This is a genomic window from Micromonospora sp. NPDC048887 (genome assembly GCF_040649715.1).
Taxonomy (GTDB): domain Bacteria; phylum Actinomycetota; class Actinomycetes; order Mycobacteriales; family Micromonosporaceae; genus Micromonospora.
This window is the reverse complement of sequence record NZ_JBEZGA010000020.1, coordinates 22,108-41,798: the sequence shown is the minus strand read 5'-3', so window position 1 is coordinate 41,798 and position 19,691 is coordinate 22,108. Positions and strand designations below refer to the sequence as shown.

Genomic DNA, 19,691 nt, shown 5'->3' with positions numbered 1-19,691 from the left:
GCTTCCTCACTGGGTGGGCTGCTGGGGCATGTTGTTCTGCAGGTTGTCCCGCGGGGCGGTGCCGGTGGCGGTGACGCCCTGGTCGCAGAGCGCGTTCGGGCCCTCGATGGAGGCGTTCACCCGCAGCGTCTTGATGAACTCGTCGATCCGGCCGTCGTCGGCGTTGTCGACCTTGAGCTGGTAGCCCCAGGCCTGGAGGGAGATCGGCTTGTCCAGACCCTCGAACGGGCTGAGCATCAGCTTCTCCTTGCCCTGCACCTTGCCGCGCAGCTTCTCCACCTGGTCGGCGGGCAGGTCCGGGCGGTAGGTGATCCAGACCGTGCCGTGCTCCAGGCTGTGCACCGCGTGCTCGTTGGCGATCGGGGCGTCGTAGACGTCACCCATGCAGTTCTGCCAGGCCTGGTTGTGCGGGCCGCCGACCGGCGGGGCGATGTCGTACTTGATCGTGCCGGGCTGGTGGTTACCGCCCTTGACCAGGTCCTTGTCCTTGGCGCGGTAGTCGACGATGCCGTCGATCGCCTCGGCCCGCTTCTGCCAGGGCTGGGCGCCCTGGTAGACCGCCCAGGCGCCGGCGCCGATGATGCCCACGGCCAGGACGCCGACCGCGACGAAGAGGGCGATCGGACCCCAGGAGCGGCCCTGGCTGACCTTCACCGGGGTGACCGGCTTGCGGCCCTTGCCCCCGGCGCCCTGCCGTGGCGTGCCCTTGCCGCCCCCGGCCTTGCCCGAGCCGGCCTTCGCGGCGGGCTTGTCGGCAGCCGCGGGCCGGCCGGCGGCCGGCTTCTTGCCGGTGCTGACCACGGTGGGACGGCGTTCCGGGCCGCCCGGGGTGCTGATGCTCATCGTGCCTCGTCAGGTCGGTCGGTCAGGGGGAGCGCGGGACCGGTTCACATGCTGGGTCGCCGCCGCGGTGCCCGAGTCTACCCCCGATAACATGGATCAGTGACTCCCGCAGAACTCGCCGAGGTCGTCCTCGCCGCAGCCCACGCCGTCTTCGACGAGCGGGGACTGGACCGCGCCGCGCTGCCCGCGCAGACCACCGTCGAGCGACCCCGTAATCCGGATCACGGTGACTACGCCTCGACGCTGGCGCTCCAGCTCAGCAAGAAGGTGGGTGTGCCCCCGCGGGAGCTGGCCACCGCGCTGGCCGACGAGCTGGCCAAGGCGCCGGGGATCAAGTCGGTGGAGATCGCCGGGCCCGGCTTCCTCAACGTCCGCCTGGACGCGGCCGCCGCCGGTCAGCTCGCCAAGGTCATCGTCGAGGCCGGTCCGGCGTACGGGCGCAGCGACACGCTCGCCGGTCAGCGGATCAACCTGGAGTTCGTCTCGGCGAACCCGACCGGCCCGGTGCACATCGGCGGGGTCCGCTGGGCGGCCGTCGGCGACGCGCTCAGCCGCCTGCTCCGCGCCACCGGCGCCGACGTGGGCACCGAGTACTACTTCAACGACGCCGGCTCCCAGATCGACCGGTTCGCCCGCTCGCTGCTGGCCGCCGCGAAGGGCGAGCCCGCGCCGGAGGACGGCTACGGCGGCGCGTACATCGCGGAGATCGCCGCCGAGGTGGTCCGGCTGCGGCCGGATGTGCTCGAGCTTCCCGAGGACGCCGCCCAGGATGTGTTCCGGACCGAGGGCGTCCAGCTCATGTTCGCCGAGATCAAGTCCTCGCTGCGCGACTTCGGGGTGGAGTTCGACACCTACTTCAACGAGAAGGACCTGCACGACCGGGGCGCGCTGGACGCGGCGCTGGCCCGGCTGCGCGAGCAGGGGCACGTCTTCGAGTCCGAGGGCGCGACCTGGCTGCGCACCACCGAGTTCGGCGACGACAAGGACCGGGTGCTGCGCAAGTCCAACGGCGAGTGGACCTACTTCGCCGCCGACTGCGCCTACTACCTGAACAAGCGGGAGCGCGGCTTCGACCGGGTCGTGATCATGCTGGGTGCCGACCACCACGGCTACATCGGCCGGATGAAGGCGATGTCCGCGTGCTTCGGCGACGACCCGGCGCGCAACCTGGAGATCCTCATCGGCCAGCTGGTCAACCTGGTCCGCGACGGCGCCCCGGTGCGGATGAGCAAGCGGGCCGGCACCGTGGTCACGCTGGAGGACCTGGTCGACGCGATCGGCGTGGACGCCGCCCGGTACGCGCTGGCCCGCTACTCGGCCGACTCGCCGATCGATATCGACGTGGAGCTGTGGACCCGGGCCAAGAACGACAACCCGGTCTACTACGTGCAGTACGTCGCGGCGCGCACCGCCGGGGCGGCCCGCAACGCGGCCGAGATCGGGCTGACCCGTGGCGACGCCGCCGCGTTCCAGCCGGAGCTGCTCGGCCACGACAAGGAGAACGAGCTGCTCAAGGCTCTCGCCGAGTTCCCGGCCGTGGTGGCCACCGCCGCCGAGCTGCGCGAACCGCACCGGGTGGCGCGCTACCTGGAGGAGAGCGTCGCGCAGGCGTACCACCGGTTCTACGACAACTGCCGGATCGCCCCGCAGGGCGACGAGGAGATCACCGACACCCACCGGGCCCGGCTCTGGCTCAACGACGCCACCCGGGTGGTCGTCGCCAACGGCCTGCACCTGCTCGGGGTGTCCGCGCCGGAGCGGATGTGACGGCATGAGGGCTCACGAGGCGGGCGCGCTGCACGGCGAGATCGGCACCCGGGGGCCAGCCTGGCTGCGTACCCCGGTCGACGTCAACGCCCTGGTGCCGCACCTGTGGCCGCGCAACGTGGCGCGGGGCCCCGGCGGCGTGCTGACCGTCGCGGGCGTGGACGCCGGCGACCTGGCCGCCGAGTACGGCACCCCGGCGTACGTGCTCGACGAGGACGACCTGCGCGAGCGCTGCCGGGAGTTCCGGGCGGCCTTCCCGGACGCGGACGTCTACTACGCCGGCAAGGCGTTCCTGTGCCGCGCCGTGGTCCGGATGATCGCCGAGGAGGGCCTGTTCCTCGACGTCTGCACCGGCGGTGAGCTGGCCACCGCGCTGTCGGCCGGGATGGAGCCTGCGCGGATCGGCTTCCACGGCAACAACAAGTCGGTGGCGGAGCTGACCCGGGCGGTGGACGCCGGCGTGGGCCGGATCATCGTCGACTCGTTCACCGAGATCGACCGGCTCTCCGAGCTGGCCCGCGAGCGCGGGGTACGCCCGATGGTGCTGATCCGGGTCACCGTCGGCGTGGAGGCGCACACCCACGAGTTCATCGCCACCGCGCACGAGGACCAGAAGTTCGGGTTCTCGCTGGCGGGCGGCGCCGCCGCGGCGGCCGCCTTCAAGATCCTCGACGAGGACGTGCTGGAGCTGCGCGGGCTGCACTCGCACATCGGCTCGCAGATCTTCGACGCCAGCGGCTTCGAGGTGTCCGCCCGCCGGGTGCTCGCCCTCCAGGCGCAGATCCGCGACGCGCGCGGCGTGGAGCTGCCCGAGCTGGACCTGGGCGGCGGCTTCGGCATCGCGTACACCACCCAGGACGACCCGGCCTCGCCGTACGAGCTGGCGAAGCGGCTCCGCAAGATCGTCGACGGGGAGTGCGCGGCGGAGAACCTGGCCGTGCCGCACCTGTCCATCGAGCCGGGCCGCGCGATCGTCGGTCCGGCCGTGTTCACGCTCTATGAGGTCGGGACCGTCAAGTCCGTGCCGCTGGGCACTGGCGGTGACGCGGTGGCTGGTCGTGCTTATGTCAGCGTGGACGGGGGGATGAGCGACAACATCCGTACCGCCCTGTACGACGCCTCGTACTCGGCCACCGTGGCGAACCGCACGTCGGCCGCGCAGCCGATACTCGCCCGCGTGGTGGGAAAGCATTGTGAGTCCGGGGACATCGTGGTGAAGGATGAATTCCTGCCCGCTGACGTGCAGCCCGGAGATCTTGTCGCGGTGCCCGGCACCGGGGCCTACTGCCGGAGCATGGCGAGCAACTACAACCATGTCCCGCGGCCGCCGGTCGTCGCCGTCCGCGAAGGTCGGGCGCGGCTGATCGTCCGCCGGGAGACCGAAGACGACCTGCTGGCATTGGATGTGGGATGACCTCACCGGTTCGCTTGGCGCTGCTCGGCTGCGGCACTGTCGGCAGCGACGTGGTCCGGCTGCTGCACGAGCAGTCGGAAGACCTCGCCGCCCGGATCGGCGCCCCGCTGGAGATCGTCGGGATCGCCGTACGCCGGATCGGCCGTGACCGCGGCGACCTGCCGGTCGACTCGGCGCTGTTCACCACCGACGCGCTCGGGCTGATCAAGCGCGACGACGTGGACGTCGTGGTCGAGGTGGTCGGCGGCATCGAGCCGGCCCGGGGCTGGCTGGTCGAGGCGCTGCGCGCGGGCAAGAGCGTGGTCACCGCCAACAAGGCGCTGCTCGCCGAGGACGGCGCGTCACTGCACGACGCCGCCGCCGAGGGTGGTGCCGACCTCTACTACGAGGCGAGCGTCGCCGGGGCCATCCCGCTGCTGCGCCCGCTGCGCGAGTCGCTGCACGGCGACCGGATCACCCGGGTCACCGGCATCGTGAACGGCACCACGAACTTCATCCTCTCCGCCATGGACGCCACCGGCGCCGGGTTCGCCGAGGCGCTGGAGGAGGCCACCGAGCTGGGGTACGCCGAGGCCGACCCGACGGCCGACGTGGAGGGCTTCGACGCCGCCGCCAAGGCGGCCATCCTCGCCTCGCTGGCGTTCCACACCCGGGTGACCGCCGCCGACGTGCACCGCGAGGGCATCACCGAGGTGACCGCCGCCGACGTGGCCAGCGCCAAGGCCATGGGCTGCACGATCAAGCTGCTCTGCATCGCGGCCCGGGGCGTCGACCCCGGGGGCCGGGAGACCGTGAACGTCCGGGTGCACCCGGCGATGATCCCGCTGACCCATCCGCTCGCCAGCGTCGGCGACGCGTTCAACGCGGTCTTCGTCGAGGCCGACGCCGCCGGGCAGCTCATGTTCTACGGCCGGGGCGCCGGTGGCGCGCCCACCGCCAGCGCGGTGCTCGGCGACGTGGTGGCGGTGGCCCGCAACCGCCTCGCCGGGGTGCGCGCGGCGAGCGAGTCGGCGTACGCGGACCTGCCGGTGCGGCCGATGGGGGAGGCGCTCACCCGCTACCACATCAGCCTCGACGTGGCCGACCGTCCGGGCGTGCTGGCCGGGGTGGCCGGCGTCTTCGCCCGGCACGAGGTGTCCATCGCCACCGTTCGTCAGGGGCCGGCCGGCGGCGACGCGGAGCTGGTTATCGTCACCCATGTCGCGCCCGACGCCGCGCTCGCGGCCACCGTGCGTGAGCTGCGCGGACTCGACATCGTCAGGTCGGTGACGAGTGTGTTGCGGGTGGAGGGCGGCGCGTAACCCACGCGTCCCGCCTGATGGTTAGGTCAGGGTGTGCCGGTGACCGGCCGAGCCGGCTGGGTCACGCTGGTGGCAGGCCCCGGAGCGGGGCGACAGAGGCGAGGAGCACGACATGTGGCGGGGACTGATCGAGGCGTACCGGGATCGGCTGCCGGTCACCGAGGCGACTCCCGTCGTCACCCTGCACGAGGGCGACACGCCGCTGCTGCCGGCGCCGGTGCTCTCCGCCCGGGTCGGCGCGGACGTGTGGCTCAAGGTCGAGGGCGCCAACCCGACCGGCTCGTTCAAGGACCGGGGCATGACTGTCGCGGTCTCCAAGGCCGTCGAGGCCGGTGACAAGGCGATCATCTGCGCCTCCACCGGCAACACCAGCGCCTCCGCCGCCGCGTACGCGGCCCGGGCCGGGATCACCTGCGCGGTGCTGGTGCCGCAGGGCAAGATCGCGCTGGGCAAGCTGGCCCAGGCGCTCGTGCACGGCGCGAAGCTGCTCCAGGTGCAGGGCAACTTCGACGACTGTCTCGGGCTCGCCGGCAAGCTCGCCCAGGACTACCCGGTCGCGCTGGTCAACTCCGTCAACATCGACCGGCTGCACGGCCAGAAGACCGCCGCCTTCGAGATCGTCGAGGCGCTCGGCGACGCGCCCGACATCCACTGCCTGCCGGTCGGCAACGCCGGCAACATCACCGCGTACTGGATGGGCTACTCCGAGGACCTGCGCGACGGCAACGCCACGAAGGCCCCCCGGATGTACGGCTTCCAGGCGGCCGGCGCCGCGCCGATCGTCACCGGGCAGGTGGTGCCGGAGCCGTCGACCATCGCCACCGCCATCCGGATCGGCAACCCGGCGAGCTGGACGAAGGCCCTCGACGCGCGGGACGCCTCGGACGGCCTGATCTCGGCGGTCACCGACCGGGAGATCCTGTCGGCGTACCGGCTGCTGGCCCGCGAGGTGGGCGTCTTCGTCGAGCTGGGCAGCGCGGCCAGCGTCGCCGGTCTGCTCCAGCAGGCCGCTGCCGGACGGGTGCCGGCCGGGTCGCGGGTGGTCTGCACGGTCACCGGGCACGGCCTGAAGGACCCGGAGTGGGCGATCTCCACCGCGCCGGCGCCGGTGACCATCGCCAACGACGCGCTGGCCGCCGCGCGTTCCCTCGACCTGGTCTGAGGGCGAGGCGTCGGCGGGCGGCGCCGGCGGGAGTGTCATCGGCCGGGGCGGATGCCGGGAGTGCCGGGGCGTGCGGCAGACTCAGACACCCCCCGCCGGACACCTCTCAGGAGTGAGTAACGCCGATGTCGCTGCTCGCCAGATTCAGCCTCGCCAACCGGGGCCTGATCGCCCTCGTCGCGTTGGTGACCACGGCCTTCGGCCTGTTCGCCGTGCCGTCGCTGAAGCAGCAGCTCCTGCCGTCGCTGGAGTTTCCCGCCGCGTTCATCGTGGCGACGTACCCGGGCGCCGCGCCGGAGATCGTGGAATCCCAGGTCGCCGAGCCGATCGAGAACAGCCTCCAGGGCATCCCCGGCCTGGACAAGGTCACCTCCACCTCGCGCGAGGGCGCGGTCACGGTCCAGGTGCAGTACGAGTTCGGCACCGACCTGGACGACGTCGTGAACAAGATGGAGACCGCGCTCAACCGGATTGACTCCCAGCTCCCCGAGGGCGTCGACCCGCAGGTGATCGCCGGTAGCACCGACGACCTGCCCGCCCTGGTGGTCGCCGCGACCGGCGACGGCGACGAGCGGGCGCTGGCGGAGAAGCTGCGCAACGCGGTCGTGCCGGAGCTGGAGGCGCTGGACGGGGTCCGCTCGGTGGACGTCACCGGCGCCCGGGACCAGGTCGTGACGATCACGCCGGACCCGGCGAAGCTGGCCGCCGCCAAGGTGGCGCCGACCGCCATCGCCTCGGCGCTCAAGAGCAACGGCGTGGCGGTGCCGGCGGGCGCGCTCGCCGACGGCGACCGGTCGCTGCCGGTCCAGGTCGGCACCCCCATCCGTACGCTCGACGACCTGCGCGGCATCGTGCTGACCACCGCTCCCGCCGCCCCGGTACGCCTCGGCGACGTGGCGGCGGTGGAGCAGCAGCTCGCCCCGGCCACCTCGCTGACCCGTACCAACGGCAAGCCCAGCCTGGGTATCGCGGTGACCGCCGCTCCGGACGGCAACGCGGTGGAGATCTCGCACGACGTGCGGGACCGGCTGGACGAGCTGGGTGACGCCGCGGGCGCGGAGCTGACAGTGGTCTTCGACCAGGCCCCGTTCGTCGAGCGGTCCATCGAGAGCCTGACCACCGAGGGCCTGCTGGGCCTGGTCATGGCCGTCGTGGTGATCCTGGTGTTCCTGCTGTCGGTGCGCTCCACGGTGGTCACCGCGGTGTCCATCCCGCTGTCCGTGCTGGTCGCGCTGATCGTGCTCTGGTCCGGCGACTACTCGCTGAACCTGCTCACCCTCGGCGCGCTGACCATCGCGGTCGGGCGGGTGGTGGACGACTCCATCGTGGTGCTGGAGAACATCAAACGCCATCTGGAGTACGGCGAACCGAAGCGGGACGCCATCCTGACCGCGGTCCGCGAGGTGGCCGGCGCGGTGACCGCGTCCACGCTCACCACCGTCGCCGTGTTCGCGCCGATCGCCCTGGTGGGCGGCTTCGTCGGGCAGTTGTTCGCCCCGTTCGCGATCACCGTGACGGTGGCGCTGCTCGCCTCGCTGCTGGTGTCGCTGACCGTCATCCCGGTGCTGGCGTACTGGTTCCTGCGCCCGCGCGGCGGTGCCGACGACGCCGCCGCCCGGCGGGCCGCCGAGGAGAAGGAGCTGCGCAACCCGTTGCAGCGGGCGTATTTGCCGGTGATCGACTTCGCGACCCGCTCGCGGAAGACCCGCTGGGCCACCGTCGGTCTCGGCCTGCTCGTGCTGCTGGGCACGTTCGGCCTGGCGCAGAAGCTGGAGACGAACTTCCTGGACGACTCCGGCCAGGACACGCTCGCCATCCGGCAGGAGATGCCGGCCGGCACCTCGCTCGCCGGCACCGACCGGGCCGCCGCGCGGGTCGAGGAGGTGCTGCGGCGTACCTCGGGGGTGGAGACCTACCAGGTCAGCGCCGGTGGTGGGGACAACCCGTTCGCCGGCGGCGGCAGCGACCGGGCCACCTGGTCGCTGTCGCTGTCCGACGACACCGACGCCGCGACGGTACGGCAGGCCCTGCGCAAGGAGTTCGACGCGCTCGGCCCGGAGGTGGGCGAGTTGACGTTCGGCGGCGGGCAGAACGCCTCCGCCAACCAGGTCGAGGTGGTGGTGCAGGCCGCCGACCAGGAGACGCTGGCCCGGGCGGCCGAGGCGGCGCGGGGCGCGCTGGCCGGCACGCCGGGCGTGGAGGACGTGACCACCAGCCTGGCCACCCAGGTGCCGCGCGTCGAGGTGACTGTGGACCGGGTCGCCGCGGCCCGCGCGGGTCTCACCGAGGCGGCCGTGGGGCAGCTCGTCGCGCAGACGTACCGGGGGGCGCCGCTCGGGCAGGTGACGCTGGACGGCTCGACGCAGACCGTGGTGCTGAGCAGCGGCGCCCGGCCGCCGCTCACCGTCGAGGAACTGCGGGCGCTGCGGGTCGGCGCGGTGCCGCTGGACGCGATCGCCGACGTCAACCAGGTCGAGGGCCCGCAGCAGGTGACCCGGATCGACGGGGAGCGCAGCGTCTCGGTCACCGGCACGGCGACCGGCTCGAACCTCGGCGCCACCACGCAGGAGCTGCAGAAGCGGCTGGACGCGCTGGACGTGCCGGGTGCCACGTACGTGATCGGCGGTGTCAGCGCCGACCAGGCCGACGCGTTCGCGGACCTCGGTCTCGCGGTGCTGGCCGCCATCGCGATCGTCTTCCTGATCATGGTGGCCACGTTCCGCAGCCTGACCCAGGCGCTGATCCTGCTGATCTCGGTGCCGTTCGCCGCTACCGGCGCGATCGGGCTGCTGCTGGTCACCCGCACACCGCTGGGCGTGCCGGCGCTGATCGGTGTGCTCATGCTCGTCGGCATCGTGGTGACGAACGCGATCGTGCTGCTGGACCTGATCAACCAGTACCGGGCACAGGGCATGGGCGTGACCGAGGCGGTGGTCGAGGGCGGCCGGCGCCGGTTGCGGCCGATCCTGATGACCGCGGTGGCCACCATCTTCGCGTTGCTGCCGATGGCGCTCGGCCTGACCGGTGAGGGCGGCTTCATCTCCAAGCCGCTCGCGATCGTGGTGATCGGCGGCCTGCTCAGCTCGACGCTGCTGACGCTGGTGCTGGTGCCGACGCTCTACACCATGGTCGAGCACACGAAGGGCTCGTTCCGGAACCGCCGGCGGGGCGTTGCCGAGCCGGTCGAGCCGCAGCCGCAGCCGGACCCGGTGCCGGTGCCGGCCGGCGGGGCCGCGGAACGGTCCGGGGAACGGGCCGAGGTCGCGCCGCCGCCGGCCCGCCCGTCGGGCGCGCTTGTCGACGGCACCGACCAGTTCGAGGTGCTGCGCCTGCCCAAGAGCCGCCGCTCGCCGCTTCCGCCCACCGAGTAACGGGCCGGGAGGGGCCCGTGGGCCCCTCCCGGCGCCTCAATGCGCGGGACACACCAGAGCAACACCGGGCGGTACGCTCAGTGAGATTTTGCACACTTTCGGTTCGGAGGCGTGATGGCGGGGGCCACGGGCCGTTGGGATCGGCGTAGCCTGCTGCGCCGCTCCGCGCTGTTGCTCGGCGGTGCGGCGATCGGCTCCGCCGCGACCGCCGAGAGCACCTGGGTTGCCGACCGCCGGCTCCCGATCGCGGGCGGGCCGGCCAGCGCCACGCTCGGCAACCGCCACCAGGAGGTCGGCACCGGCGGTGTTCAGGTGGTCTGGGGGGTGCGCACCGAGGAGCCCCTGGTGGCGCTCACCTTCGACGACGGCCCGCGCCCACAGTGGACCCCGATGGTGCTCGACACGCTCGCCGAGCACCGGGTGCCGGCCACCTTCTTCCTGGTCGGTGAGCGGGCCCGCGAGCACGCCGCGCTGCTGCGGGGCCGGATGGACGCGCACGAGGTCGGCAACCACAGTTGGGCGCACCGCGATCTGGCCCGGATGGACGCCGCTACCGTCTACGACGACCTGCGCCGCAGCCACGACGCGATCACCGCGGCCACCGGTTCGGCGCCCCGGCTGCTCCGCCCGCCCTGGGGGCACCTGGGCGGTTCGGTGCTCTACGCGTCGGCCCGGCTGGGCTACCGCGTGGTGCTCTGGACGCTCCAGATGGTCGAGGGCGACTTCCCGCACGACCCGGCCGGGCACGCCCGGCGGATCGTCGCCGACATGCGCCCCGGCACGATCCTGCTCGCCCACGACGTGGGCGCCGACTCGCGGCTGGTGGCGCTGCGCGGCCTGCCCGACATCATCGACGGGCTTCGCGCCCGGGGATACACCTTCGTCACGGTCTCCGATCTGCTGCGCCGCACTGCCGCGCCGGGGGCGGCCCGGTAGGGTGCCCCGCGTGTCACCCACCCTCTCGGTAGTCGTCCGCAATCGCGACTTCCGCCACCTGTTCCTCGCCCAGCTGGTGGTCTTCGGCGCGGACTGGTTCGTCATGGTGCCGCTGCTGGTGCTGCTGCCCGACCTGACCGGCAGCGGCGTCTGGGGCGCGCTGGTGCTGGCGGTGGACACCGGCACCACGGCGTTGCTGCTCCCGTACGCCGGGACCGTCGCCGACCGGTTCGACCGCCGCACGGTGATGATGGTGGCGAACGTGGGCGCGCTCGCCGGTGTGCTGCTGCTGCTCGGCGTGCGCGGCGCCGGCACGGCCTGGCTGGCGCTGGCGGCGATCGCGCTGGTGGCGGTGGCGAAGGCGTTCTACTCGCCCGCGGCCCAGGCGGCGCTGCCGAACGTGGTCGACCCGGAGGACCTGGCGGCGGGCAACGCGGTCGCCGGTTCCGCGTGGGGCACGATGACGGTGGTCGGCGCCTCGCTCGGCGGCATCCTGAGCGCCGCCGCCGGGCCGTACGCCAGCTTCTGGGTGGCGGCGGTCGGCCTGGTCGCCGCCGCGGGCCTGGCCGCGCTGATCCGCCGGCCGTTGCAGGCGCCGCGCGACCCGGCGGCGGCGGTGCCGCGCACCTGGGCGGCGATCCGGGAGGCGCTGCGCTACATCGCCCACCGTCCGCGCGTGCTGGCGCTGGTGACCGTCAAGTCGGCGGTCGGCCTGGGCAACGGCGTGCTCACCGTCTTCCCGCTGCTCGCCGGGGTGTACGGGGTCGGCGCGGTCGGCGCCGGGCTGCTCTTCGCCGCCCGTGGCGCCGGGGCCCTGGTCGGCCCGATCATGATGCGCCGGGTGCTGAGCAACCGGGCCTGGCTGCTCACCGGCCTGGCACTGTCCATGTCGATGTACGGCCTGGCCTACCTGGGCGCCTCAGTGGTGACCTGGTTCCCGCTGGTGCTGGTCCTGGTCTTCCTGGCCCACCTGGGCGGCGGCAGCAACTGGGTGCTGTCCAACTACGCGTTGCAGGGCGAGGTGCCGGACCGGCTGCGCGGCCGGGTCTTCGCCACCGACATGATGCTGGCGACGCTCGCCATCGCGGTGAGCCAGCTGGTGGTGGCGCTCGTCGTGGACCGGGTGGACGAGCGCACCGTGCTCGCCGGCTGTGGCCTGGTCACAGTCCTGTACGCGATCGGCTGGCGGTTCGCCACCCGGCGGCTCTCGCTCACCGACCCGGTCGACGTGCCGGTGCCGGACCGGGCGGGATGACACGTCGGTCTCACGCTCCGGGCGGTACGGACGGCTTGTCCGCCGTACGTCCTAGCATGAGCCGGTGCCGACCACATTCATCCCCGGCCCGGTACGGGTCCGGGTGCCCGCGACCAGCGCCAACCTGGGCCCCGGCTTCGACGCGCTCGGGCTGGCCCTCGGCCGCCACGACGACGTCACGGCCGAGGTGACGGACGGCGGCGTACGGGTGTCGGTCACCGGCGAGGGCGCCGGCGAGCTGCCGTCGGACGAGCGGCACCTGATCGTCACCGCCATGCGGGCCACCTTCGACGCGCTCGGCGCGCAGCCGGCCGGCCTGGCGCTGGAGTGCGTCAACCGCATCCCGCAGGCCCGCGGGCTCGGCTCGTCGTCGGCGGCGATCGTGGCCGGGGTGCTGGCGGCCCGCGCGCTGGTTGCAGGCGGCGAGCGGCGGATGGACGACGACGCCGCGCTGCGGCTGGCGGCCGAGCTGGAGGGGCATCCGGACAACGTCGCGCCCTGCCTGCTCGGCGGCTTCACGATCGCCTGGACGGAACCGGGCGGGGCGCGGGCGGTATCGCTGCCGGTGGCGGCGGCCGTGCGCCCGACGGTGTTCGTGCCCGCCGAGCGGGGCCTGACCTCGGTGGCCCGCGCGGCGCTCCCGGCCACCGTGCCGCACGCCGACGCGGCGTCGAACGCCGGCCGGGCGGCCCTGCTGGTGCACGCGCTCACCGCCGACCCCGCGCTGCTGCTTCCCGCCACCGTCGACCGGCTGCACCAGGACCAGCGGGCCCCGGGCATGCCCGCCACGGCGGCGCTCGTCGCCGCGCTGCGTGCGGCGGGTGTGGCGGCTGTGGTCAGCGGGGCGGGTCCGACCGTGCTGGCGCTCTCCCGGGTCTCAGCGGACTTCCAGGCGGGAACAGACTGGCGGCGCTGGGAGTTGCCGATAGATGTCAGCGGTGCCCGGGTCATCCGGGGTAGACTTTGACACGCCGAGCGGGGCCCTGTTGCCGCAGGTCGGACGAGGCGATTACGCTCTAGACCTAGCACAGCCGCGAAGCATGCGATCTTCCTGCGGTTCGGCGCACCCCCGAAGCTCTCGGCGGTAGCCCGTCACCCCTGCTCAAGGCCCACGCCGCGCCGCAGTTTCCAAGGTCGCCGCAGACGGCGAGACCTGCTCACCGACGGTGGTGAGTCGGGAAACCACCGGCTGCTGTGTCACAGACTCCCGCGACGCGTCATGCGAGGCGGGTGCACCGAGGCCGCCCGGCCACCTGGTTCCACGACTCCGGGCAGCCCGGCCTATCGAGGGAAGGAATCCATTGAGCGACACCACCGACGTGACGTCGGATGTTTCCAACGTCGCTGGCGATGCCACCACCGCCGCCCCCACGCGCCGCCGGCGTAGCGGCACCGGTCTGTCGGCGATGCTGCTGCCGGAGCTGCAGAGCCTGGCCGCGTCGCTCGGCATCTCTGGTACCGCTCGCATGCGCAAGGGCGAGCTGATCAGTGCGATCACCGAGCGGCAGCAGGGCGGCGCCGCGGCCGGAACCCCTCGACCGCGAGCCGAGGTGGCGGCGGCTGCCGCTCCCGCCCGTGAGGAGGTGCACGCGGAGGTCCGTGAGGAGCGGGCCGAGGCACGCCCCGCCGAGCAGGCGCCGGCCGCCGAGGTGACCGAGGGTCGTACCCGTGGTCGCCGCAGCCGGGCTGCCGCCGCGACCACCGAGGCACGACCGGCCGAGGCGCCGGTGGCCGAGGCGCGGCCGGCCGAGACGGCGCGCGCCGACGAGGCGCCCGCCGAGACCGGCGAGCGGGCCGAGCGTGGCGGTGACCGGGCCGAGCGCGGTGAGCGTAACGAGGGCCGGGGCCGTGAGCGTGCCGAGCGCGGCGGCGAGCGGGCCGACCGTGCCGAGCGCGGCGGTGACCGGGCCGAGCGCGGTGAGCGCAACGACCGTGGTGACCGTGGCGAGCGGGCCGAGCGTGGCGACCGCAACGAGCGGGGCGACCGTGGCGAGCGGGCCGAGCGGGCCGAGCGCGGCGGTGACCGTAACGAGCGCGGCGGTGACCGTAACGACCGTGGCGACCGCAACGACCGGGGTCAGCGCGCCGAGCGGGACAACGACGGCGACGACGACGAGGGCGGCGGCCGGCGGGGCCGGCGCAGCCGGTTCCGGGACCGTCGTCGCGGCCGTGGCGAGCGGGGCGAGGGCGACGGCGGTGGCAGTGGCGGCCGCGAGCCGCAGGTCGGCGAGGACGACGTGCTCGTCCCGGTGGCCGGCATCATCGACGTGCTCGACAACTACGCCTTCGTCCGGACCACCGGCTACCTCGCCGGCCCGAACGACGTGTACGTCTCGATGTCCCAGATCAAGAAGTACGGCCTGCGCCGCGGTGACGCGATCACCGGCGCCGTGCGGGCCGCGCGGGACGGCGAGCAGCGGCGCGACAAGTACAACCCGCTGGTCCGGCTGGACACCATCAACGGGATGGAGCCGGACGAGGCGAAGCGCCGGCCGGAGTTCTACAAGCTCACGCCGCTCTACCCGCAGGAGCGCCTGCGGCTGGAGACCGAGCCGCACATCCTCACCACCCGGGTGATCGACCTGGTCATGCCGATCGGCAAGGGCCAGCGGGCGCTCATCGTGTCGCCGCCGAAGGCCGGTAAGACGATGGTGCTGCAGGCGATCGCGAACGCGATCACCCGCAACAACCCGGAGTGCCACCTGATGGTGGTGCTCGTCGACGAGCGGCCGGAAGAGGTCACCGACATGCAGCGGTCGGTGAAGGGCGAGGTCATCGCGGCCACGTTCGACCGTCCGCCGCAGGACCACACCACCGTCGCGGAGCTGGCGATCGAGCGGGCGAAGCGCCTGGTCGAGCTGGGACACGACGTGGTCGTGCTGCTCGACTCGGTGACCCGGCTCGGGCGGTCGTACAACCTGGCGGCGCCGGCCAGCGGCCGGATCATGTCGGGTGGTATCGACTCCACCGCGCTCTACCCGCCGAAGCGCTTCCTCGGCGCGGCGCGCAACATCGAGAACGGCGGTTCGCTGACCATTCTCGCCACCGCGCTGGTGGAGACCGGGTCCATGGCGGACACGGTCATCTTCGAGGAGTTCAAGGGCACGGGTAACGCCGAGCTGAAGCTGGACCGGAAGATCGCCGACAAGCGGGTCTTCCCGGCGATCGACATCAACCCCTCCGGCACGCGCAAGGAGGAGGTCCTGCTCGCGCCGGAGGAGCTGGCGATCATCCACAAGCTCCGCAAGGTGCTGCACTCGCTGGACTCGCAGGCGGCGCTCGACCTCCTGCTGGACCGGCTCAAGCAGTCCCGCACCAACATCGAGTTCCTGATGCAGATCGCGAAGTCCACTCCGGGCGAGTGAGCTGACGATCCGACGCACGAGGGGCACGGCCGAACGCGGCCGTGCCCCTCGTCGCGTACCGGGCGGCCCGCCCGTGAAGTTTTTCTACGGTTAAGCCGTTAGGTATTGAAACTTCTGTTCACCGTCGGGTTGACTGTCGTCCATGCGAACCCGCAGTCGACCCGCCCGCCTCGCCGGCGTCCTGCTGCTGACGCCGTTGCTGACGATCACCACGCCGGCGCCGTCCGCCGCCACGGCCGCCGGGCCGCCGGCTGCCGCACCGCCGGCCGCCACCGCCGCCGAGGACGCGCCGCGCGCCTCGTCCCGCCCTGACTCCGCCGTCGCGCTCGCCGGTGTGGAACCGGCCGGCGGCCTGGAGACCGCCAAGACCACCCGGCCGGTCGCGCCCGGCCTCGACCTGACCTCCTTCGACAGGTACGACGCGGCCGGCTGGCTGCGCGCCGACGCCCTCACCGCCGACCTGGCCGGCGGGCTCACCGTCGACTACGTCAACTCCGGCGAGGTCACCAAGGACGAGCCGCTGCGCGCCGCGGTGGACCGTTCCCGTGCCGTCGCGGCGGTGAACGGCGACTTCTTCGACATCAACAACTCCGGTGCCGCCCAGGGCGTCGGCGTCCGCTCCGGCGAGCTGGTGCAGTCGCCGGTCGCCGGGCACCCGAACGCGGTCGGGATCAGCGCTCAGGGCATCGGCCGGGTCGTCCAGGTCGGCTTCGAGGGCAGCGCCACGCTGCCCGCCGGGCCGGTGCCGCTGACCCAGTTCAACAACATGGTGCAGCGCGACGGCGTGGGCGTGTTCACGCCGCTCTGGGGGTCGTACACCCGCAGGCGGGCCGTGGAGGGCGCGGCCCGCACGGTCGAGGTGACGGTGACCGGCGGCCGGGTGGCGAACGTGGCCACCACGGCGGGCGAGGGGCCGATCCCGGCCGGCAGCACGGTGTTGCTCGGCCGCGAGGCCGGCGCCGACGCGCTCGCCGCGCTACGTCCCGGCGACGCGGTGGACCTGACCTGGCGACCGCGCGCCGCCGACGGCGGTGACCTGCGCGCCGCCGTCGGCGGCGGCAACGTGCTGGTCCGTGACGGCGTGGTGCAGAACATCGCCGACGAGTCGCTGGCCCCGCGCACCGCAGTCGGCTTCTCCGCCGACGGGCGCAAGATGATCATGCTGACGGTGGACGGGCGCCAGGTGGACAGCCGGGGCGTCACCCAGACCGAGATGGGCCGCATGATGGCCGAGCTGGGCGCCGCGAACGCGCTCAACCTCGACGGCGGCGGCTCGTCCACGCTGCTCGCCCGGGAGCCGGGCGCGGCCACGGTCCAGGTGGAGAACAGCCCGTCCGACGGCAGCGAGCGGCCGGTGCCGAACGGGCTCGCCGTCTACGCGCCGAAGGGCAGCGGCCGGCTCACCGGCTACTGGCTGGAGACCGCCAGCGACCCGACCGCCGCACCCGGTGTCGCGCCGGTGCGCGGCGGCCGGCCGGACCGGGTCTTCCCCGGCCTCACCCGCCGGCTCACCGCCGCCGGATACGACGAGACGTACGGCCCGGCCGCCGGCGAGCCGCGCTGGCACGCCACCCACGGCCGGGTGGACGGCGACGGCGTGTTCCGGGCCGCGGTTCCCGGGCGCAGCACCGTCACGGCCACCCGGGGACGCGCCCGGGGCGCCATCGAGCTGACGGTGCTCGGCCCGCTTGCGCGCATCGACGGCACCGTCGACCGGGTCGGCCTGGACCGGGCCGGCGACACCGGCCTGTTCGGCGTGGTCGGCTTCGACGCCGAGGGCAACACCGCGCCGATCGAGCCGGCCGACCTGAAGCTGGAGTACGACAGCGACCTGCTCTCCGTCACCCCCACCGCCGACGGCAACCTGTCCGTCAAGGCGCTTGCCGCGAGCGGCTCGGCGCTGGTCACCGCCCGGGTCGGCAACCGCAGCACGGTCCTGCCGGTGACCGTCGGGCTGACCGACGTGCCGGTGGCCGGTTTCGACGACGCCGCGTCGTGGAAGTTCAGCCAGGCCCGCGCCTCCGGGTCGGTCGCCCCGGCCGAGGGCCACACCGATGGCGGGCTGCGGATGTCGTACGACTTCAGCCAGTCCACCGGCACCCGGGCCGCGTACGCCGACCCGCCCGCCTGGATCGACGTACCCGGCCAGCCGCAGGCGTTCGGGATGTGGATCAAGGCGAACGGCACCGGCGAGTGGCCGAGCCTGCACCTGCACGACGCGCAGGACACCCAGTTCGTGCTGCGCGGCCCGTACCTGGACTGGACCGGCTGGAAGTACGTCGAGTTCGCCGTACCGCCGGGCGTGCAGTACCCGGTGCGGGTGCGCCGGTTCTACGTGGCCGAGACCGACCCGGCCAAGCAGTACCGCAGCGAGGTGGTGATCGACGACCTGGTGGCCCGGGTGCCGCCGGACGTGCAGGCGCCGCCGGAGCCGAACCGCACCGATCGGGTGGTGCTGCGCGACGGCACTGTGGACGGGGCGCCCTGGCGCTTCGCGGTGCTCTCCGACGCGCAGTTCGTCGCCGCGAACCCGGACAGCGACCTGGTCGCCCAGGCCCGCCGTACGCTGCGCGAGGTCCGCGCCGCCCGGCCGGACTTCCTGATCATCAACGGCGACTTCGTGGACACCGCCTACCCGGCGGACTTCACGCTGGCCAAGCGCATCCTGGACGAGGAACTGGGCGGCGAGGTGCCGTACCACTACGTGCCGGGCAACCACGAGATCATGGGCGCGCCGATCGACAACTTCCGCAGCGTCTTCGGGGACACCTCGCGCGTCTTCGACCACCGGGGCACCCGGTTCCTCACGCTGAGCACCGCCACCGGGTCGCTGCGCGGCGGCGGGTTCGACCAGGTGGAACTGCTGCGCCGTACGCTCGACCAGGCCGCCGCCGACCGCTCGGTGGGTTCGGTGGCGGTGTTCTTCCACCACCCGCCGCGCGACCCCAGCCCGGCCAAGGCCAGCCAGCTCGGCGACCGCAAGGAGGCGGCGCTCGTGGAGCAGTGGCTGGCCGACTTCCAGCACCGCACCGGCAAGGGGGCGCTGATGGTCAACGGCCACGTCGGCACGTTCCACGCCGACCGGGTGGACGGCGTGCCGTACGTGATCAACGGCAACTCGGGCAAGGACCCGTCCACCCCGGCCGCGCTCGGCGGGTTCACCGGCTGGACCGAGTTCGGGGTGGACCCGGTGACGCCGGGCGAGGCCGAGCGGGCCCGCCGTGACCCGCTGGCCGAGGGGCCGACGTGGGTGAGTGCGGAGACGCACGCGCACGTCGACCGGCTCGCGCTGACCGCGCCCGCGCAGGTGCGCCAGGGCTCGCCGGTGGACGTCACGGCCACGCTCACCCAGCCGAGCGGGCGGCAGGTGCCGGTGGCCGCGCCGGTCAGCGCCGACTGGTCCGGCTCGCCGAGCCTGCACATCGGGGGCGTCGTCGGCATTCGTCCGTGGCACGCCGCCTGGTTCGACCCGGCCACCGGCCGGCTGACCGCGCTGCGTCCCGGCGCGCAGATCCTGCTGGCGGTGACTGTCAACGGCGTGAAGGCCGAGGCGACTGTGACCACCGCCGCAGCTGTCCGCGCCCCCGCGGCCTGACCCGGACCGGGGCTCCTCATCCTGGGGGAGGAGCCCCGGCCGCACCCCTCGCCCAGTCCGCGCCCCCCTCGCCCGGCCCCGGCTCCCGCTCCGGCGATCATGAAGTTGGCCTGGACAAAAGGGGCGGGAAGTGCCGCTAAGTTCATGATCGCCGGGCTCGGGGCGGGGCCCGGGGCGGGCGGGTGGTGGGTGGGCGCGGGTGGGCCGGGGGAGTGGGTGGGGTGGGGGTGGGAATGCTGAGGGGTGGGCCGGCGTTGGAGGTGGCGGACCTCCTGTGCCGGGTGGAAGACGCCCGTGGCAGACTGGTCAATCGGCCACCGGTTCCGGTTCACGCCCGAGCCCGTCGTGACGGCGGGGAGCACCGACGGCGACCCGGCGACCACCGACGAAAGGACCGAGGCGACATGAAGCCCAACATCCACCCGGAGTACGCGACCACCGAGGTCCGCTGCTCCTGCGGCAACTCCTTCACGACCCGCAGCACCGCCAAGGGCGGCGCCATCAGCGTCGAGACCTGCAGCGCCTGCCACCCGTTCTACACCGGTAAGCAGCGCGTGCTGGACACCGCCGGCCGGGTCGCGAAGTTCCAGCAGAAGTACGCCAAGGTTCAGGCCAAGAAGGCCAAGTAGCTCCGTCGACGACGCCCGTGTCCGGCTTTTGCCGGGCACGGGCGTTCGTCCGT

At 73.3% G+C, this 19,691-nt stretch carries 12 protein-coding genes; 11 read left to right on the top strand and 1 reads right to left on the bottom strand.

The window, feature by feature from the left end; translation table 11 throughout:
- Positions 1-6: 6 nt before the first annotated feature.
- Positions 7-843: a DUF3105 domain-containing protein gene (locus AB0C17_RS25170; RefSeq protein WP_357383858.1), complete on the bottom strand. Its 837-nt coding sequence runs from the start codon at positions 841-843 to the stop codon at positions 7-9.
- 99 nt (positions 844-942) lie between these two features.
- On the opposite strand from AB0C17_RS25170, the gene argS reads away from it, so the two are divergent.
- The 11 genes from argS to rpmE all read left to right on the top strand — a co-directional run bounded on the left by argS (position 943) and on the right by rpmE (position 19,638).
- Positions 943-2,610: an arginine--tRNA ligase gene (gene argS / locus AB0C17_RS25165; protein WP_357383860.1), complete on the top strand. Its 1,668-nt coding sequence runs from the start codon at positions 943-945 to the stop codon at positions 2,608-2,610.
- A gap of 4 nt (positions 2,611-2,614) precedes the next feature.
- Complete coding sequence (gene lysA, locus AB0C17_RS25160) at positions 2,615-4,024, top strand: diaminopimelate decarboxylase (RefSeq protein ID WP_357480714.1); 1,410 nt, start codon at positions 2,615-2,617, stop codon at positions 4,022-4,024.
- Positions 4,021-5,325: a homoserine dehydrogenase gene (locus AB0C17_RS25155; protein ID WP_357480711.1), complete on the top strand. Its 1,305-nt coding sequence runs from the start codon at positions 4,021-4,023 to the stop codon at positions 5,323-5,325. Before lysA ends, AB0C17_RS25155 begins: the two co-directional genes overlap by 4 nt.
- Positions 5,326-5,437: 112 nt before the next feature.
- Entirely contained in the window at positions 5,438-6,487 is a 1,050-nt protein-coding gene (gene thrC / locus AB0C17_RS25150; protein ID WP_357383866.1) for a threonine synthase, read from the top strand.
- 125 nt (positions 6,488-6,612) lie between these two features.
- The gene (locus AB0C17_RS25145) at positions 6,613-9,858 is read left to right on the top strand and encodes an efflux RND transporter permease subunit (RefSeq protein ID WP_357480708.1); all 3,246 of its coding nucleotides are present in this window, start codon (positions 6,613-6,615) and stop codon (positions 9,856-9,858) included.
- Between the two features lie 114 nt (positions 9,859-9,972).
- Complete coding sequence (locus AB0C17_RS25140; RefSeq protein WP_357480705.1) at positions 9,973-10,794, top strand: polysaccharide deacetylase family protein; 822 nt, start codon at positions 9,973-9,975, stop codon at positions 10,792-10,794.
- Positions 10,795-10,804: 10 nt separating this feature from the next.
- Positions 10,805-12,049, top strand: coding sequence for an MFS transporter (locus tag AB0C17_RS25135; RefSeq protein ID WP_357383872.1), 1,245 nt, complete (start codon positions 10,805-10,807; stop codon positions 12,047-12,049).
- A gap of 64 nt (positions 12,050-12,113) precedes the next feature.
- On the top strand, positions 12,114-13,016 hold the full coding sequence (thrB, locus tag AB0C17_RS25130; RefSeq protein WP_357383874.1) for a homoserine kinase: 903 nt from the start codon (positions 12,114-12,116) through the stop codon (positions 13,014-13,016).
- 334 nt (positions 13,017-13,350) lie between these two features.
- Positions 13,351-15,414: a transcription termination factor Rho gene (rho, locus tag AB0C17_RS25125; protein ID WP_357480702.1), complete on the top strand. Its 2,064-nt coding sequence runs from the start codon at positions 13,351-13,353 to the stop codon at positions 15,412-15,414.
- A gap of 142 nt (positions 15,415-15,556) precedes the next feature.
- Positions 15,557-19,009: a phosphodiester glycosidase family protein gene (locus AB0C17_RS25120; RefSeq protein WP_357474643.1), complete on the top strand. Its 3,453-nt coding sequence runs from the start codon at positions 15,557-15,559 to the stop codon at positions 19,007-19,009.
- Positions 19,010-19,413: 404 nt separating this feature from the next.
- Positions 19,414-19,638, top strand: coding sequence for a 50S ribosomal protein L31 (gene rpmE, locus AB0C17_RS25115; protein WP_184688060.1), 225 nt, complete (start codon positions 19,414-19,416; stop codon positions 19,636-19,638).
- Positions 19,639-19,691: the final 53 nt, after the last annotated feature.

Bases quoted from the DNA above. Each gene is read 5' to 3' on its own strand.
- AB0C17_RS25140 (WP_357480705.1), top strand. From the start codon at position 9,973: ATGGCGGGGGCCACGGGCCGTTGGGATCGGCGTAGCCTGCTGCGCCGC.
- AB0C17_RS25170 (WP_357383858.1), bottom strand. From the start codon at position 843: ATGAGCATCAGCACCCCGGGCGGCCCGGAACGCCGTCCCACCGTGGTC.
- AB0C17_RS25155 (WP_357480711.1), top strand. From the start codon at position 4,021: ATGACCTCACCGGTTCGCTTGGCGCTGCTCGGCTGCGGCACTGTCGGC.
- rpmE (WP_184688060.1), top strand. From the start codon at position 19,414: ATGAAGCCCAACATCCACCCGGAGTACGCGACCACCGAGGTCCGCTGC.
- AB0C17_RS25120 (WP_357474643.1), top strand. From the start codon at position 15,557: ATGCGAACCCGCAGTCGACCCGCCCGCCTCGCCGGCGTCCTGCTGCTG.
- lysA (WP_357480714.1), top strand. From the start codon at position 2,615: ATGAGGGCTCACGAGGCGGGCGCGCTGCACGGCGAGATCGGCACCCGG.
- thrC (WP_357383866.1), top strand. From the start codon at position 5,438: ATGTGGCGGGGACTGATCGAGGCGTACCGGGATCGGCTGCCGGTCACC.
- AB0C17_RS25145 (WP_357480708.1), top strand. From the start codon at position 6,613: ATGTCGCTGCTCGCCAGATTCAGCCTCGCCAACCGGGGCCTGATCGCC.